Below are 15,577 nucleotides of genomic sequence, written 5' to 3' on the forward strand. Positions count from 1 at the left end.
AGACTTTGTTGTGGTCGGGTGACGTGCCGCGCCCCGGCCGCGCAAGGATTTGGGTGGTCGCGGGCCGGGGCGCGGAGGAGCGCGGGTCAGGAAGCGGCGAGCTTGTAGCCCGCCTGTTCGACCGCCGTCTTCACGGCGTCATCGCTGACCGGGGTGTCCGCGCTCAGGGTGATGCCACCGGTGGCCAGATCGACATCGACGTCGGTGACGCCAGGAATCTGCTCGACCTGACTGGTGACCTTGCCGGCGCAGCCGCCACAAGTCATTCCTTCAACGGTGTAGGTGCTCGTGCTCATGAGATGCGACTCCTCGTCTCGTTCCTTCTGCATCCCTGCGGACGGGCGTCCGCAGGTGTCCCACCGCGAGGGCGGGGCCAGGCGCCTCCGTGACGGAGGCGCCTGGCGTCGTGGGGTGAATCCCACGCTGGTGGGGCTCGTCGCACCGGCCAGGTCGCCGCCCTCACGTCAACCTGTACTCTCGTGCGCGAATTCCACTTGACAACAAGCTATACCCCTGTAGGGTATCAGTCAAGTCGTACATCGATGATGCAGTTGTGTTGGTGAGTGGAAGGAGTGGCCGTGCGAGTGGAAGTGGATCGTCAACGGTGTGAGTCCAACGGTCTGTGCGTGCTCAGCGCTCCGGAGGTCTTCGACCTCGACGACGATGGGGTGCTCCATGTCGCTTCGTTCCCCGATGAGTCGTTGCGTGCTGATGTCGAAGACGCGGTGAGCGCCTGCCCCGTCCAGGCCCTCACTCTCCATGACGACCCCGCGGGAGGAGCACCGTGAGGTCGAGTACTGGGCAGCATGTGGTGGTCGCCGGTGGCGGCCTGGCCGGGATCCGCACGGTCGCCGCCCTTCGCGATGCCGGTTTTGATGGCCGAGTGACGATGCTCGACCGAGACCCCGAGTGCGATCACGACCGGCCACCGCTGAGCAAAGGATTCCTGACCGGCACCCACTCCGAGGCCGACATACGCCTTCCTCGTGCCGCCGAACTGGATGCCGATGAGCGCGTCACCGCCGAGGCGGCAGGACTGTCGGCGCGAGAGCGGGTCCTGCATCTGCGCGGCGGTGTCTCGCTGGGGTTCGATGGACTCGTCATCGCCACCGGGCTGCGCGCCCGGACTCTACCGGGTTCCGTGCGGGTGCCGACGATCCGCTCGATCCACGACGCCCGACGACTCCGGGCAGCACTGACGGGGCGTGCCGGGCGCCTGGTGGTCATCGGTGCCGGTTTCATCGGCACCGAGCTCGCTGCCTCAGCCCGCGAGCTCGGCTGGCAGGTCACCCTCATCGCCCGCGAATCGAACCCGCTGACACGCGCCCTGGGGCAGACGATGGGCCGCTTCGTGGCCGACCTCCACTGGCGGCACGGTGTCGATGTCCGGGCCGGTCAGGGTGCACATGAGGTCACCGATACCCCTGATGGATATCGGGTGAGGCTGGCGGGCGGGGAAGTCATCGAGGCCGACCTCGTGGTCGCTGCCATCGGAGCCATCCCCAACACCGAATGGCTCGACGACACTGAAATTCTCACCGGCGACGGCGTCCACACTGATGCTGGCCTTCGCGTGCTCGACCGGGCGAGGGTCCCTGTGTCGGGAATCGTCGCAGCAGGAGACGTGGCCCGCTCCCCACACCCCTTGTTCCCCGTCGAGTCCGTCCGGGTCGAGCACTGGTCGAACGCCAACGAGCACGCCAAGACCGCCGCCGCAACGCTGCTCGCCGACCTCAGCAACACGGCTCCCGTGGTTCGGCATGCTGCGGTGCCGTCGTTCTGGTCCGATCAGTACGACCAGAAGATCCTCGCCGTGGGCCTGCCGCACCTGGCCGATTACGCCACCGTCGTCGAAGGCGACCCTTCCGAGGGACGCTTCCTCATCGCCTACACCCGCAACCAGCAGACGGTGGGCGCGGCCGGAGTCGGCACCACTCGGAGCCTAGCCCGCTACCGCCGCGCCATCGCCACGGCCACGCAACGTGAGAACCCACCCCAGGCCATCACCGATGGCGGCGGCCCGAGCGCCGTGTCAACCACGCAGGAGGAGACATGACCACCAGCACCCCAGGATCCGAGCAGACTCAGCAGCCTCAGGCGACGATCAAGACCGTCGATGACGGCCCCCTGCAGATCAAGGGCTCCTTCCAGGTCGTCGACCACAACGGCGACGCCTACGACTTCCCTGGGCGCACCGCGTTCCTGTGTCGCTGCGGGCACTCGGCCACGAAACCGTTCTGCGACGGCAGCCACAAACGCGAAGGCTTCACCGCCACCGGACGCGCCAGCGACCAGGAGACCACATGAGCCACCTGCGAACAGCACTCGCCCACACGAGCCAATCACCAATGGTCCGGACGGGACTGCGCTGCCTGCTCGGATGCGCCACCGCGGCGCTTCACCACGCCCTGACTAAGCGCCTGGACCGCGCGAAGCCGACCCGGGCGGAATATCCCCGCACACCCTACTGTTAATACCCCTAGGGGGTATAGTTGTACGTATCGAGAGAGGACAAGGACGATGAACACGAACACGTACGCCGTGACCGGGATGAGCTGCAGCCATTGCGAGGTCGCGATCCGCACGGAGGTCGAGCAGATCGCTGGGGTCACCGGCATCGAGGTCAGCGCCAACGACGGGCACCTGGCGGTCACCGCCGAGGGCCCGATCGATGACGCGGCGGTCCTGGCCGCGGTCGATGAGGCCGGGTATGAGGCGGTGCGGACCTGATGCGGACCCCTCTGAAACTGAGCTTGTTCGGGCTGGGCCTGGCCGCAGTGTTCGCCACGGCGGCGGTGACCGCGAACACGGTCGTGCCCCAGTCCACCGTGGACAACTGGAGCACTCCCGCTGGTCATGCGGGCATGAACGAGAACGAGACGACAGGAGAAGGCGATATGGAAGGCATGGATCACTCAGGCAGCGGAGCGTCCGCGCTCGGCCTGGCTCAGGCGGAGAACGGGTTCGCCCTCACCGATGTGAGTGCACCGGCCCAGGTTGGTGAGACAGGTGAGCTGAGCCTGGTCGTGCGCGACGATGACGGTCAGGCGGTGACCGATTTCGATCTGGAGCATGAGAAGGAGCTGCACCTGATCGTGGTGCGCGCCGATGGTCAGCAGTTCCGTCACGTCCACCCCGAACGGGCTGCTGACGGCACGTGGTCGATTCCCTGGGAGTGGGCCGAGGCCGGCTCCTACCGAGTGTTCGCAGACTTCGTCCCCGGAGCCACCGGTGAGGGCCTGACCTTGTCGACCACAGTGAGTGTCTCCGGCGAGGTCGAGGCCCAGCCTGCGACCGGCCCGGTCACTGAGGTTGAGGTCGATGGGTACACCGTGACGGTGACCGGTGACCTGGTGGCCGGTGAGGGGTCGCCGTTGACACTGTCGGTGTCTCGTGACGGTGAGCCGGTCACAGAGTTGGAGCCGTATCTGGGGGCGTTTGGTCACCTGGTCGCGCTGCGCGATGGGGACCTGGCCTACCTGCACGTGCACCCGCACGGTGACGCGCCGGCCGCGGGCGAGACCTCGGGGCCGGAGGTGGTGTTCGAGGCGACCATCCCGAACCCGGGCCGCTACCTGCTGTATTTCGACTTCCAGGTTGATGGGCAGGTCCATAGCGCCCCGTTGGTCCTCGAGACCACCGGTGGTTCTACGACGTCCGGATCCTCAGATTCGTCGGGATCCGGTGAGGGCGAGGAGTCCGAGCCACAGGAGGAAGGTGGCGATCATGAGCACGGCTGAGACCACAACGAGCGCGGCCGGTAGCAGTGTGGAGTTGCAGATCGGGGGCATGACGTGCGCGTCGTGCGCGAACCGGATCGAGAAGAAGCTCAACAAGCTCGACGGCATCACCGCGAGCGTGAACTACGCGACCGAGAAGGCCAGCGTCACCGCCCCCGACGGCTACGACCCGCAGCTGCTCATCGCCGAGGTCGAGAAGACCGGCTACACCGCCGCCCTCCCCGCCCCGAAGAACCAGGCAGGCGCGGGCAGCAGCGACGGTGAGGGTGAGTCGGCCGAGGACGCCGAGCTGCGTACCCTGCGGACCCGGCTGATCGTCTCGGCAGTGCTCGCGGTGCCGGTGATCGCGCTGGCGATGGTCCCGGCGTTGCAGTTCGACTATTGGGGATTCGCTTCCCTGGTGCTGGCTGCGCCGGTGGTGGTGTGGGCGGGTTGGCCGTTCCATCGGGCGGCGTGGATGAACCTCAAGCACGGCACCGCGACCATGGACACCCTCATCTCGGTGGGCACCACTGCGGCGCTGTTGTGGTCGCTGGTGGCGCTGTTCTTCGGCACCGCCGGAGACCGCGGCATGACGCACGCGTTCGAGTTCACCATCGCCCGCACCGACGGATTGTCCTCGATCTATCTGGAGGTCGCGGCCGGGGTGATCACCTTCATCCTGCTCGGCCGCTACTTCGAGAAGCGCTCCAAGCGTCGTGCCGGGGCCGCGCTGCGGGCCCTGTTGGAGCTTGGTGCGAAAGAGGTCGCGATCCTCCGCGACGGTGTCGAGACGCGGGTGCCGATCGAGGAACTGTCGGTCGGGGATGAGTTCGTGGTCCGTCCTGGTGAGAAGATCGCCACCGACGGGGTCATCACCTCCGGGTCCTCTGCGATTGACGCCTCCATGCTCACCGGCGAATCCGTGCCTGTTGAGGTCGCCGTCGGCGACAACGTCACCGGAGCCACCGTGAACGCCGGCGGCCGGTTGGTCATCAAGGCCACCCGCGTCGGCTCGGACACGCAGCTGGCGCAGATGGCCAAGCTCGTCGAGGACGCCCAGTCCGGCAAGGCCGAGGTCCAGCGCCTGGCCGACAAGGTCTCCGGCGTGTTCGTACCGATCGCGATCGCGATCTCCGTCGCCACCCTGGGCGCGTGGATCGGTGCCGGGTTCCCGCTCGCGGCCGGGTTCACCGCCGCCGTGGCGGTGCTCATCATCGCCTGCCCCTGCGCCCTCGGCCTCGCCACGCCGACCGCGCTGCTGGTCGGCACCGGACGCGGCGCGCAGATGGGCGTGCTCATCAAGGGCCCCGAAGTCCTGGAATCCACCCGCAAGGTCGACACGATTGTGCTGGACAAGACCGGCACCGTGACCACCGGCAAGATGACCCTCACCGATGTCATCACCGCCGACGGAGTCGACCGGGCCGAGTTGCTGCGACTGGCAGGCGGGTTGGAGGACGCTTCCGAGCACCCCATCGCCCAGGCCATCGCCGCCGGGGCCACTGCCGAGGTCGGCGAACTGCCCACCCCGGAATCCTTCGAGAACATCGAAGGCAAGGGCGTGCAGGGCGTCATCGACGGCCACGCCGTGCTTGCCGGACGCGAGTCCCTGCTTGCCGACTGGTCTCAGCACCTGGACGAGGAACTGCGGGCCGCGAAGCAGGCCGCCGAGGCCGAGGGCAAGACTGCGATCGCCATCGGCTGGGACGGCCAGGCGCGTGGGGTGCTGGTGGTCTCGGACCGGATCAAGCCCACCAGCGCGCAGGCGATCGCGCAGTTCAAGGAGCTGGGGCTGACCCCGGTGCTGTTGACCGGGGACAACCAGACCGTGGCCGAGCAGGTGGCCGCCGAAGTTGGCATCGATCAGGTGTATGCCGAGGTCCTGCCGAAGGACAAGGTCGATGTCGTCACCGAACTCCAGAGCCAGGGCAAGGTCGTGGCGATGGTCGGCGACGGCGTCAACGACGCCCCCGCCCTCGCTCAGGCCGATCTCGGCCTGGCGATGGGTACCGGCACCGACGTCGCGATCGAGGCCGCCGACATCACCCTGGTCCGCGGCGACCTGCGGGCTGCTGCTGACGCCATCCGGTTGTCGCGGAAAACTTTGGGCACGATCAAGACGAACCTGTTCTGGGCCTTCGCCTACAACTCCGCCGCGATCCCGCTGGCGGCGTTCGGGCTGCTCAACCCCATGCTCGCCGGTGCCGCGATGGCACTGTCCAGCGTGTTCGTCGTCTCCAACAGCCTCAGGCTGCGCACCTTCAAAGCCCGCGCCGACGACAGCGGAGACGCCGGCCCTGCTCAGGCCGCGCCCGAACGCGAACCCGCGATGGCCTGAACCCCACGCACATCGATCCGAAAGGGACTTCTTCAATGAACAAACGACTCGCGACACTGGCCACTATGGGCGTCATCGGCGGGGCCGTGCTGCTGGCCGGCTGTGCCACCAGCGATCCGCTCGCCGATCCCTCGCCGACACAGAGCCAAGAGGCCTCCGGTGGTCACGGGGACATGGACCACCCGACCGATGGCGGCCCCGTGCCTGAGGGCATGACGGATGCCACCGACCCGGCCTACCCGGTCGGCACCGAGGTGATCCTCACCGCCGATCACATGGACGGCATGAACGGGGCGAGAGCGACCGTGGTGGGCGCCTACGACACCTACGCCTACTCCGTGGACTACACGCCCACCACCGGCGGCGCACCGGTCACCGACCACAAGTGGGTCGTCCACGAGGAGCTCGGCGGCGTCGAGGACGCGCGGCTGCCGGACGGCAGCACGGTGACCCTCGCGGCCGACCATATGGACGGCATGAACGGAGCTGAGGCCACGATCGCCTCGTCAACCGACGAGACCGTCTACGTCGTCGACTACGAAGCCGACGGCATGACCATGACCAACCACAAATGGGTCACCGAGAGCGAGATGCAGCCCACCTCCTAACCGGACAACGGCCGTCCCACCCTCATCGCCCCGTTCACCTGCTGAACCGCGTCCTCGCGGCAGGTAGGTCAACGGGGCGATCTGACCATCGCGCAGCCGGCACCGAGACGCCGACGCTTTCAGAGAAAGACACCACCATGACCACGACACCGGCGTTTGGCTACATCAACGACAAGAGCCGCTACCTGGCAAGGATGAAGCGCATCGAGGGACAAACCCGCGGGATCCATCGGATGGTCGAACAAGACGCCTACTGCATCGACATCCTCACCCAGATCAGTGCGATCACCGCAGCACTCGAAGGCGTCGCGCTCGGGCTCCTCAACGACCACCTCAAACACTGCGTCGCCGAGGCGATCCAGAACGGGTCCGACGAAGTGGACCAGAAGCTCACCGAGTCCTTCGCCGCCATCAGCCGACTCGTGAAGTCCTAGGCGTCGCGGGCAGGGACTGCTGAAGGTTCGGTTGACACCTGATCTGTGGGGACATGAGGTCCCCGCTGGAAGGATGTCGACATGCCTGCAGCACACCCCAAGGAGTTCCGTGACGACGTGGTCGCGGTCGCCCGTCGTGGCGAGGCCCCGATCGCTCAGCTCGCCAAGGACTTCGGGATCTCCGAGTCCTGCCTACGCAACTGGCTCCATCAGGCCGATGTCGAGGACGGCCACCGTCCCGGCGTGACCAAGGCCGAGAACGAGCAGCTGCGCGAGGCGCGGAAGAAGATCCGCTTACTGGAGCAGGAGAACGAGGTCCTGCGCCGCGCCGCGGCGTACCTGTCGCAGGCGAACTTGAGGCTGGGTCAGAGCCCAAAATGACCTACCCGCTGGTCCGTGACCTTGCCGTCGACGGGATCCCCGTGACGGTGACCTGCCGGGTGCTGAAGTTCTCGACCCAGGCGTTCTATGCCTGGTGCGCCGACCCGGTCAGCGAGCGGGACCTGGTCGACGCCTACGCGATGAACGCCGCGTTCGAGGTCCACCGTGACGACCCTGGGTTCGGGTACCGGTTCATCGCCGACGAGCTCGCCGCGGCCGGGCACGAGATCTCGGAGCGGCGGGTGTGGAAGATCTGCTCCCAAGCACAGATCGTCTCCGCCCACGCCCGCACTCGTGGCCGGTGGAAGAAGCCGGGCCCGCCCGTGCACGATGACCTCGTCGAGCGGGACTTCACCGCGACAGGCCCGAACCGGTTGTGGCTGACCGACATCACCGAGCACGCCACCGCCGAGGGGAAGCTGTACCTGTGCGCGGTCAAGGACGTGTGGGCGCGCCGGATCGTCGGCTACTCGATCGACGACCGGATGCCGGCCGCCCTCGCGGTTGACGCCCTCGAGATGGCCGTCGCCCGCCGCGGCCCGGGCGAGGTCACCGGCTGCGTGGTGCACGCCGATAGGGGCAGCCAGTTCCGTGCTCGGCCCTACGTCACCGCCTTGCACCGGGCCGGACTGGTCGGGTCGATGGGACGGGTGGCCTCCAGCGCGGACAACGCCGCGATGGAGTCCTTCTTCGCCCTCCTGCAGAAGAACGTCCTGAACAGCCGCCGGTGGAGCAGCCGCGCTGAGCTGCGGCTGGCGATCGTCACCTGGATCGAACGGACCTACCACCGCCGACGCCGGCAGCGCGCCCTTGGAAAGACGACACCGGTCGAGTTTGAGACCATCTACTGGCCGACGAAAGCGGCCTGAACCACCACACCCGAAGTGTCAACCGAACCTTCAGCAGTCCCTCGTTCCTGACGAGGACTGAATGGTTTTTTGAGGAGATCCCCCCATGAGCAGTGCCAAGAATGAAGCGTCCCGGGTTTCGTGCCGCTCCTATGTGGGTGCCAGCTCTCGGTTGAGGGCGGCGTAGTAGGCAGTCTCGTACTCGGCCGGGGTGGTCATAGCCAGGGACGAGTGGAGCCTTCGATTGTTGTACCACTCGACCCATCCGGCGGTGGCGTACTCGACGTCGGCGATGGTCTTGTACGGGCCGTTGTGGAAGATCGTGGTGGTGATGCACTCGGTCTTGTACAAACCGATGACGCATTCCATGAGCGCGTTGTCATACGCATCGGCGACGGTCCCGATGGACGCGGCGATGCCCTCGGCGGCCAGGTGCTCGGCGAAGCGAAGGCTCGTGTACTGCGACCCGGCATCGCTGTGCGCGATCAGCTCGCCGGGCTGCACAGGGTGCCCGTGCCGGTCACGGTCCCACAACGCGATCCGCAGCGGGGTCAGGACCAGCGGGGTCGTCTTGGCCGTCGCGGCATGCCAGGCGAGGATTCTCTGCGAGTAGCAGTCCAGCACGAACGCGACGTATACGAAGCCCGCCCACGTGCGCACATAGGTGAAGTCCGCGACCCACTTCGTGTTCGGCGCGGCCGCGGTGAAGTCTCGATTGAGCAGGTCACCGGCACGGCAGCCGTCCTTGGCCGGGACGGTGGTGCGCACTGGCCTGCCTCGACGCACACCGTTCATCCCCGCAACCCGCATGAGCCGGTCCACACGACCGGCGCCGACCTGGTGACCTTGTCGACGCAGCCACGCGGTCATCTTCCGACGCCCGTACAGCCCTTCCGGGGTGCCGACAAGGTCGTGCAGGACGTTGAGCAGGACCGCGTCGGACGTGTCACGAGCCGACGCGCTGCGGCGGCGCCACGCCCGGTAGGTGCGTGCGGCGATCTGACAGCCCTCCTGACGGAGCACCCTGCAGATCGACTCGACCGCATGCCCCTTGGCGCGCATCTGATCGATGAATCCCATGATCATCGGTTGCGGGGGTCGAGCTCCCCCGCGAAGAAAATCGAGGCCTTGCGCAGGATCTCGTTGTCCTCCCGCAATCGTTTGACCTCGCCGCGCAGGCGCTTGAGCTCGGCCAGGTCATCGCTGGTCGGCCCGTCCTTGAGGCCGGCGTCGACGCGGTGCTGACAGACCCAGCGGCGCAAGGTCTCGCGCCCCACGTCGACCTTCGGCGACACCAAAGCCACGGCCTTCGTGACTGACCCGGCTTCCTCGACACGGTCCAGGACCATCCGCACCGCGCGGTCCTTCACCTCGGGATCGAACTTCTTCGGCATGAACAACATCCTCTCGAACTCGAAAGGAAGCGGCATCACACCCGGGACGCTTCAATGTCCCTTTCGAGAGTGCTGTGGAAGGTTCACTCGAAGGCTCCCACGGTGACCGCGTCCATGCTGGGGACGGTGTTGGCGGCCGGGGAGGGTTACACCACTATCAGGGACTCAACTCCGTCAGGCCGACGCGTTGGTGATCACCACGCTGAACTGTCTGGAACGCTCCACCCTCAAGAGTGGATGCAATAGTGGAACGGGCCGACGGGGACCATGACATCCCGGCGTCGGCCCGTTCCAATCGGTGACGGCCCAGTCCCTGGTCCTGGGTCAGACCGCGAACCACTCATTGGGCTGACCCCGTTTCGTAGGTCCAGTCGTTATGAGAGTCGTCCTGTTGCCCGCGGTCGCGGGCAGGGAGACTGGTCAGATCATGACGAACAGCAGGAAGCGTCACACCCCGGAGCAGGTCGTCCGTAAGCTCGGGCAGGCCGACAGGATGCTCACCGATGGTCAGGACGTCGCGGCGGTGTGCCGGGAGCTGGGGGTGTCCGAGCAGACGTACTACCGGTGGCGGAACCAGTACGGCGGCCTCAAGGCCGACGACGCAAAGCGCCTGAAGGAGCTGGAGAAGCAGAACGCGACCCTGAAGCGTCTGCTCGCGGAAGCGGAGCTGGAGAAGGCCGCGCTCAAGGAGCTGGCTGAGGGAAACTTCTAAGCCCGGACAGGCGCCGCGCCGCCGTCGATCACCTCAAGCGCAAGTTGCGGGTGAGCGAACGGATGGCGTGCCGTCTGGTCGGGCTGAGCCGCTGCGCGTACCGGCGACCGCTCAAGGGCGACACGGTCACGGACCCGGATCGGGCGCTCAGGGAGTGGCTGCGCGCCTGGGCGAAGGACCATCCCCGCTACGGGTATCGGCGGGCGTATCACGACGCCCGCGCCGAGGGGTGGGTGGTGAACCACAAGAAGATCCAACGCCTGTGGCGTGACGAAGGGCTCCGGGGCCCGCAGCGGCGTCGACGCAAGCGCGTCGGGTCCTCGACCGTCGACGCGCCGACGGCGGACGCGCCGAACGTGGTGTGGGCGGTGGACTTCCAGTTCGACGCCGACGAGCACGGACGATTGATCAAGATCTGCTCGATCGTCGACGAACACACCCGGGAGTGCATCGGCGGGCTCGTGGAGCGCTCGATTACCGCCGACCGACTCACCGCCCACCTCGAGGACCTCGTCGCCGCCCGGGGCGCCCCGGCGGTGCTCAGGTCGGACAGCGGGCCGGAGTTCATCAGCGAGGCGATGGCCGACTGGGCTGGCACCCGCACCGGCCTGTCCTACATCCCTCCGGGCTCGCCGTGGCGCAACGGGTACGTCGAGTCGTTCAACAGCCGGATCCGCGACGAGTGCCTCAACATCAACAGCTTCTACTCGCTGCTGCACGCACAGGTCATCATCGGCGACTGGAAGGACGAGTACAACCACCACCGCCGGCACTCCTCGCTCGGCTACCTAACCCCAGCCGAGTACGCTCGGCAGTGCACCCATCAAATGGAAACCGACGACTCACAGAACGTCCGGACCGAATGAAGGGGGCGGCTCAGAAGTGCTATGAGCCAGACCATCGAGATGATCGATCCTGTGACGGGAGAGATCATCGATGAACAACAGATCGCCGAGCAGCTGCTTGCGCAGGCGAAGGAGCAGGGCGTCAGCCTCGTCGGGCCGGGAGGCCTGCTGGGCGGTCTGACGAAGACCGTGCTCGAGACCGCGCTCGACGCGGAGATGACCGAGCATCTTGGCTATGAGAAGCACGCGTCATCGAACGGCGAGAACGCGCGCAACGGGACCCGGCCCAAGACCGTGTTCACCGAGGTCGGTGCCGTCGAGATCGACGTGCCGAGAGATCGTGACGGGTCGTTCCAGCCGAAGATCGTGCGCAAGCGGCAGCGGCGGTTGGACGGGATCGACGAGATTGTCCTATCGCTGACCGCGCGCGGGCTGACGACGGGTGAGGTCGCGGCGCACTTCGACGACGTCTACGGCGCGAGCGTCAGCAAGGACACGATCTCGAAGATCACCGACAAGGTGATCGAGGAGATGACCGAGTGGCAGAATCGTCCACTGGACCGGGTCTACCCGGTGGTGTTCATCGACGCGATCGTGGTGAAGGTCCGGGACGGGCAGGTGCGCAACAAGCCGTTCTACGTCGCCGTCGGCGTCACCACGGCCGGGGAACGCGACATCCTCGGGATCTGGGCCGGCGACGGCGGCGAGGGCGCGAAGTTCTGGCTGGGGGTGCTCACCGAGCTGAAGAACCGCGGCGTCGAGGACGTGTGCATCGTGGTCTGCGACGGTCTGAAGGGCTTGCCGGAGTCGATCACCACGACGTGGGAACTCGCGGTCGTGCAGACGTGCATCATCCATCTGATCCGCAATACGTTCAAGTTCGCGTCGCGCAAGTACTGGGACCAGATCGCCCGTGACCTGCGCCCGGTCTACACCGCGCCGACCGAGGCTGCGGCCAGAGCACGCTTCGAGGAGTTCGCCGAGAAGTGGTGCACGATGTATCCGGCGATCCGCAAGCTGTGGGAGAACGCCTGGACGGAATTCATCCCGTTCCTGGACTACGACGTCGAGATCCGCCGCATCATCTGCAGCACCAACGCGATCGAGTCCCTGAACGCCCGCTACCGCCGCGCCGTGCGCGCCCGAGGGCACTTCCCGAACGACGCCGCCGCATTGAAGTACTTGTATCTCGTGACGCGGTCGCTTGACCCTACCGGCCGAGGTCGGGCACGCTGGGTGACGAGGTGGAAGCCCGCACTCAACGCCTTCGCGATCACCTTCGAAGGCCGAATCAACTGAAATGCGCCAGACCAGATCCACCGTTAATCTGACAGACCCGATCCCAGCGTCGCCGCCCGGTTGCGAGGTCGATGTACTTGCGCGGGATGCCGCCGTCGAGCGCCTCCTTGACGTAGGGCAGGACGAGGTCGGGGTCACCCCAGGCTCGAGCCGAGGAGATCTTGCGCAGCGGTGTGGCGTCGGGCGGGAACTCGTAGTCAGGCGGCTTCGGCATGGCATCGAGTCTCCAGGGCGAAGACGTCGTTCTGAAGGGCTCGGCGCGGTGCTGTTTCCGCACGTGTGAGCGGCTGTTGGTGCGATGGGCGCAGGTTGCCGGCGTCATCATTCGCACCATGTCTGTATGACAGTGCTACGCTTGGCGTCATACAGTCTTACAGGAGGTCGAGATGGCTGTTCTGAACATCCGCGTGGACGACCGGGTCCGCGACCAGCTCAAGGAGATGGCGGACGACGAGGGAGTGACCCTCAGCGAGTTCGTCCGCGACCTGCTCATGGAGGCCGTCGTCCCCGTGTACGACGACGAGGACCGGGGGCGGCGGCGCAGTGAGGAGCCCGCCCCGGAGAGCATGAGGCTCGTCGACCGTCAGATGCTCTCGCTGCTGCACAGGATCCTCGCGCGGGTCCTGCCCGAGGACGCGAACGACGTCGATGGCGACCGCGAGTACCAGCTGATGCGGGCACAGATCCTCGAGGACGGCTTCACCTCGGAGTACTCCTACGAGGTGGCCGGCTTCCGGACCGAGCTGTCGCGGCGCGACTGCCGCCGGGTGATCGACATCCTGCAGATGTTCTGGATCCTCACCTACAGCATCGATCACCTGGTGAAGGAGGGCACGCCGGTCGACGAGGAACTGGCTCGGGCGCTGGAGTTCCAGGGATTCGACTTCAACGACTCGCTGGAGGGCCACATGGCCGACTACGTCGCGTTCCAGATGCGCGACGGCGACCGCTGGACCGAGCTGCAGCCCCAGATTGAGCGCCACGACAACGGGAACTCGCACTCCCCGATGCTTGACACCTACATGCGGATGCTGACCGAGTACCGCCGCATCATGGACAGCCGGGACCAGGGCAGCTTCGACAGGCTCGACTACCTCCTTTCCGCCGAGGAGCTGCAGCAGATCCGCGACGCCCGGGTCCACCCGTCGCGGCGATAGCGGCGGGGGCTGCCGCATGTGCGCGGACCGAAACTGTCGGCGGGTCGCGGTTGAATCGCCTCGTGACCGACGAGCCCACTGCCCTGACCGAGGAGCAGGTGTCGGCGAAGTGGCTCGAGATCGCGCCCCTCATCGACAAGCTGAACGACCGGACCGACGACAAGGACGACTTCTCTGTCCTGGCTCGTTCCCCGCTGGCGCGTGACGACGAGTGGGCTGATCCGTACCAGGTCTCGCACGCGGTGAAGGCGTGCATCGTCGCCGGGGTCGACCACCTGCACGCCGTGAAGGTGCTGATCATCGATGCGCAGAAGCTCCATGTCGCTGCACCCGCGTCGCTGGTGCGCGGTGCCCTGGAGAATATGGCCACGGCGTACTGGATCCTCCATCCGGCGTCCCGGGCAGAGCGCGTGACCAGGTGCCTGCGGTGGCACTGGAAGAACGCGACCGACCAGCACCGGGCGATCGAGCCGCTGGGCCTCACGGGCTACAGGCCCCAGGAGCAGCGCCTCGCGAGGATCCTGGAGATCGCGGGGCGCAACCCTGGCGTCGACGTGGCGGCCGTGAGGCGCGGGTACACGAGCACTGCGACAGTGACGTACGCCGACGCCCACTCCGGCTCACGTCTCGGCGTTCTCCTCCCCTGGCAGCTCTGCTCCGGCTTCGCCCACGGGCGGCCGTGGGCGAGTCTCTCGTTCTCTGAGCGAGAGTCGTACCCGACCGCGGACCCCAACGTCATGGCGGTGCGGTTCTCGACGGACCTGACGCGGGCGCTCTACCTGGTCTGGGCGGCGATGAACCTGACGCAGGACTTGCTCAAGCTGCACGAGCAGCGCTCGCGCCCGCCGTACTGAGACGCCCTACAGGTACGGCGGGAAGACCTGAGCGAACTTGTCGACCGTGGCGACCACCCACTCGCGGAGTTCCCCGCGCAGCAGCTCGTCGCGGAAGTCCCCGTCCCTCTTCACCAGGATCCGGCTCGCGGTCTTCGTCGGCAGCTCCTGCCAGTCGCAGGCCATCCCGAGCTGCTCGTCGATGACCGCGCGGTGGGCCTCGAGCGCGTAGTAGGTCTCCTTGGTGTTGGCATAGAACTCGACGCCGACATAAGTCTTCTGCGAGTTCAGGGTGATCGAGATCTGTCCCTTCCCCGAGCCGACACGCACGTCGTACCAGTGCTGCGGGGTCGGCTTGGCCCAGCTCTTCACATGCGGAGCCCCGTCCACGCCCGCGGCCCGGATTTCCTCGAAGAACGCCTGCTGCTGGAGCTTCAGGTCGCTGACCGAGCCGGCGGTGGTGCTCTGCTTGACGACCTTCAGCCAGTCGTTGGGCTTGGCGATGACGTTGAAGCGCGGAGCCGGTATCGAGTCCCCGATGCGCCACGCCTCGATCTGGATCAGGAACAGGTGGATCGAGTCGTCGGTGTGCTCGTTGAGCCAGTTGACCGCGTTCTCGTGCTCCTCACGGGCATCCTTGACGATCCACACCAGCACCTCGGCCTGCTTGCCCGCGCCGTAGGTGAGGATCTTTCCCAGGTGGTCGTGGTCGGTCTGCTCGAGCTGGTTCTCGATGACGACGACGCGGTCCTCGGAGTCGACGGCGAGGATGTCGGCCTTGTAGGTGCCGACGTTGACCTCGGTGTCGGTCACGGTGAGCGACCCGCCCCCGAGGATCACCTCTGCGAGCAGGTCGATGTTGTCCGGCATCGCGAGCCACTGGGTGAAGTCGGAGGCCTCGTGCTTCCAGACCTCGCGCAGCGGCACCTGCTCCAGCTTGCCCAGCACAGTCATCTGTTGCCTCTCACCAGTCCAGCCATGGCGTAGACACTAGGAGCGTGGGTCA

The 15,577-nt window shown here is 66.7% G+C and carries 16 protein-coding genes, 1 pseudogene and 1 other annotated feature; of the genes and pseudogenes, 13 read left to right on the plus strand and 4 right to left on the minus strand.

All coding sequences use genetic code 11. The annotated features are described in order from the left end of the window. Positions 1-86: 86 nt before the first annotated feature. Positions 87-296: a heavy-metal-associated domain-containing protein gene (locus tag JSY14_RS04425; protein WP_144826712.1), complete on the minus strand. Its 210-nt coding sequence runs from the start codon at positions 294-296 to the stop codon at positions 87-89. Positions 297-578: 282 nt separating this feature from the next. On the opposite strand from JSY14_RS04425, the gene JSY14_RS04430 reads away from it, so the two are divergent. From JSY14_RS04430 to JSY14_RS04470, 9 genes and pseudogenes are all read left to right on the plus strand, one after another. After that, the gene (locus JSY14_RS04430; protein ID WP_144826713.1) at positions 579-788 is read left to right on the plus strand and encodes a ferredoxin; all 210 of its coding nucleotides are present in this window, start codon (positions 579-581) and stop codon (positions 786-788) included. Further along, positions 785-2,056: an NAD(P)/FAD-dependent oxidoreductase gene (locus tag JSY14_RS04435; RefSeq protein WP_144826714.1), complete on the plus strand. Its 1,272-nt coding sequence runs from the start codon at positions 785-787 to the stop codon at positions 2,054-2,056. Before JSY14_RS04430 ends, JSY14_RS04435 begins: the two co-directional genes overlap by 4 nt. Continuing rightward, positions 2,053-2,307, plus strand: a complete 255-nt coding sequence (locus JSY14_RS04440; RefSeq protein WP_144826715.1) for a CDGSH iron-sulfur domain-containing protein — start codon at positions 2,053-2,055, stop codon at positions 2,305-2,307. The genes JSY14_RS04435 and JSY14_RS04440 overlap by 4 nt, the downstream gene beginning before the upstream one ends. 213 nt (positions 2,308-2,520) lie before the next feature. Next, positions 2,521-2,730, plus strand: coding sequence for a heavy-metal-associated domain-containing protein (locus JSY14_RS04445; RefSeq protein ID WP_144826716.1), 210 nt, complete (start codon positions 2,521-2,523; stop codon positions 2,728-2,730). After that, positions 2,730-3,740, plus strand: coding sequence for a DUF8832 domain-containing protein (locus JSY14_RS04450; protein WP_259557555.1), 1,011 nt, complete (start codon positions 2,730-2,732; stop codon positions 3,738-3,740). The genes JSY14_RS04445 and JSY14_RS04450 overlap by 1 nt, the downstream gene beginning before the upstream one ends. Further along, entirely contained in the window at positions 3,727-6,060 is a 2,334-nt protein-coding gene (locus JSY14_RS04455; protein ID WP_144826718.1) for a heavy metal translocating P-type ATPase, read from the plus strand. Before JSY14_RS04450 ends, JSY14_RS04455 begins: the two co-directional genes overlap by 14 nt. Before the next feature lie 35 nt (positions 6,061-6,095). After that, a complete protein-coding gene (locus JSY14_RS04460; protein WP_144826719.1) occupies positions 6,096-6,668 on the plus strand; it encodes a YdhK family protein in 573 nt (190 codons plus the stop codon). Positions 6,669-6,805: 137 nt separating this feature from the next. Further along, positions 6,806-7,102 carry a metal-sensitive transcriptional regulator gene (locus JSY14_RS04465; RefSeq protein WP_144826720.1) on the plus strand — a complete coding sequence of 99 codons (297 nt, stop codon included), beginning with the start codon at positions 6,806-6,808 and terminating at the stop codon, positions 7,100-7,102. A gap of 81 nt (positions 7,103-7,183) precedes the next feature. Beyond that, a pseudogene (locus tag JSY14_RS04470) lies at positions 7,184-8,352 on the plus strand (IS3 family transposase). Between the two features lie 129 nt (positions 8,353-8,481). On the opposite strand, the gene JSY14_RS04475 reads toward JSY14_RS04470, so the two are convergent. After that, positions 8,482-9,725, minus strand: a protein-coding gene (locus JSY14_RS04475) for an IS3 family transposase (RefSeq protein ID WP_259557556.1) whose coding sequence is annotated in 2 segments (ribosomal slippage) — positions 8,482-9,452 and positions 9,452-9,725 — 1,245 coding nt in all. Because the reading frame shifts where the segments join, the coding sequence is not laid out codon by codon here. Beyond that, positions 9,322-9,456: a sequence feature (AL1L pseudoknot), on the minus strand. (Overlaps the previous gene by 135 nt.) A 427-nt stretch (positions 9,726-10,152) precedes the next feature. Here JSY14_RS04475 and JSY14_RS04480 point away from each other — a divergent pair. Together JSY14_RS04480 and JSY14_RS04485 are read left to right on the plus strand one after the other, a co-directional pair. Beyond that, a protein-coding gene (locus JSY14_RS04480) for an IS3 family transposase (RefSeq protein ID WP_259557557.1) occupies positions 10,153-11,303 on the plus strand; the annotation gives its coding sequence in 2 pieces (ribosomal slippage) (positions 10,153-10,423 and positions 10,423-11,303; 1,152 coding nt in all). A gap of 39 nt (positions 11,304-11,342) precedes the next feature. Next, complete coding sequence (locus JSY14_RS04485) at positions 11,343-12,581, plus strand: IS256 family transposase (RefSeq protein WP_432803648.1); 1,239 nt, start codon at positions 11,343-11,345, stop codon at positions 12,579-12,581. Here JSY14_RS04485 and JSY14_RS04490 read toward each other — a convergent pair. Beyond that, a complete protein-coding gene (locus tag JSY14_RS04490; RefSeq protein ID WP_259557559.1) occupies positions 12,574-12,795 on the minus strand; it encodes a hypothetical protein in 222 nt (73 codons plus the stop codon). The two genes, JSY14_RS04485 and JSY14_RS04490, sit on opposite strands and share 8 nt — an antisense overlap. 172 nt (positions 12,796-12,967) lie before the next feature. On the opposite strand from JSY14_RS04490, the gene JSY14_RS04495 reads away from it, so the two are divergent. Both JSY14_RS04495 and JSY14_RS04500 read left to right on the plus strand, forming a co-directional pair. Further along, complete coding sequence (locus JSY14_RS04495) at positions 12,968-13,738, plus strand: YfbU family protein (RefSeq protein WP_259557560.1); 771 nt, start codon at positions 12,968-12,970, stop codon at positions 13,736-13,738. Between the two features lie 62 nt (positions 13,739-13,800). Continuing rightward, positions 13,801-14,592 carry a hypothetical protein gene (locus JSY14_RS04500; RefSeq protein ID WP_259557561.1) on the plus strand — a complete coding sequence of 264 codons (792 nt, stop codon included), beginning with the start codon at positions 13,801-13,803 and terminating at the stop codon, positions 14,590-14,592. A gap of 6 nt (positions 14,593-14,598) precedes the next feature. On the opposite strand, the gene JSY14_RS04505 is transcribed toward JSY14_RS04500, so the two are convergent. Continuing rightward, the gene (locus tag JSY14_RS04505) at positions 14,599-15,525 is read right to left on the minus strand and encodes a DUF4268 domain-containing protein (protein ID WP_259557563.1); all 927 of its coding nucleotides are present in this window, start codon (positions 15,523-15,525) and stop codon (positions 14,599-14,601) included. Between the last annotated feature and the right edge of the window lie 52 nt (positions 15,526-15,577).

The sequence above is a fragment of the Brachybacterium sillae genome (assembly GCF_025028335.1).
Taxonomy (GTDB): Bacteria; Actinomycetota; Actinomycetes; order Actinomycetales; family Dermabacteraceae; genus Brachybacterium; species Brachybacterium sillae.